This is a genomic window from Anaerococcus tetradius ATCC 35098 (genome assembly GCF_000159095.1).
In the GTDB taxonomy this organism is placed as follows: Bacteria; Bacillota; Clostridia; order Tissierellales; family Peptoniphilaceae; genus Anaerococcus; species Anaerococcus tetradius.
Map to the genome: position 1 here is coordinate 1 of NZ_GG666349.1, position 541 is coordinate 541.

At 26.6% G+C, this 541-nt stretch carries 1 protein-coding gene; it reads right to left on the bottom strand.

Annotated features, from left to right (window positions below):
• Positions 1-541 (bottom strand): coiled-coil domain-containing protein (locus tag HMPREF0077_RS10120; protein ID WP_004837931.1); only part of this gene is annotated, 541 nt, incomplete at both ends.

Here is a 541-nt window from a genome sequence, read left to right on the forward strand (position 1 = left end):
CCAGTCTTTTCTTTCTCAGCTTCTAACTCCCATTTTGTAGATGAATAATCTTCTTTTAGCTTTGCATTTTCATATTGTAATCTTTTTAGTTCATCTTTAAGCTGAGTAATTTCTGCTATTAGTTCATCATTATTATTAGAATTTTTAAGATCCTTAATTTCTTTATTTAATTGAGCAATCTTATTGTCTTTATCTCTAATCTCTTCTTCTAGCTTAGCTTTTTCTTGTTTTAGTTTCTCTCCATTATCTTTGCAAGATTCTAACTTTTCTTTTAATTCATCTATCTTTGATTGGTCTTCTTGTTTCTTATCATTTAAGTCTTTGATCTGATTTTCTAAATCCTTAATGTTTTTAGTTAAATCATCAATCTTATTGTCCTTTTCATCAATATCTTGTCCTGTTAAATCTGTTTGAGTATCAATGGAATATTTATTTGGATTGTATATAGTCATCTTTCCTTGATACATATCATTGTTATAATCAAATTCAAGTTCTACACTATCTACATTCTTATCAAATACAAACTCTCCATTTTCATATC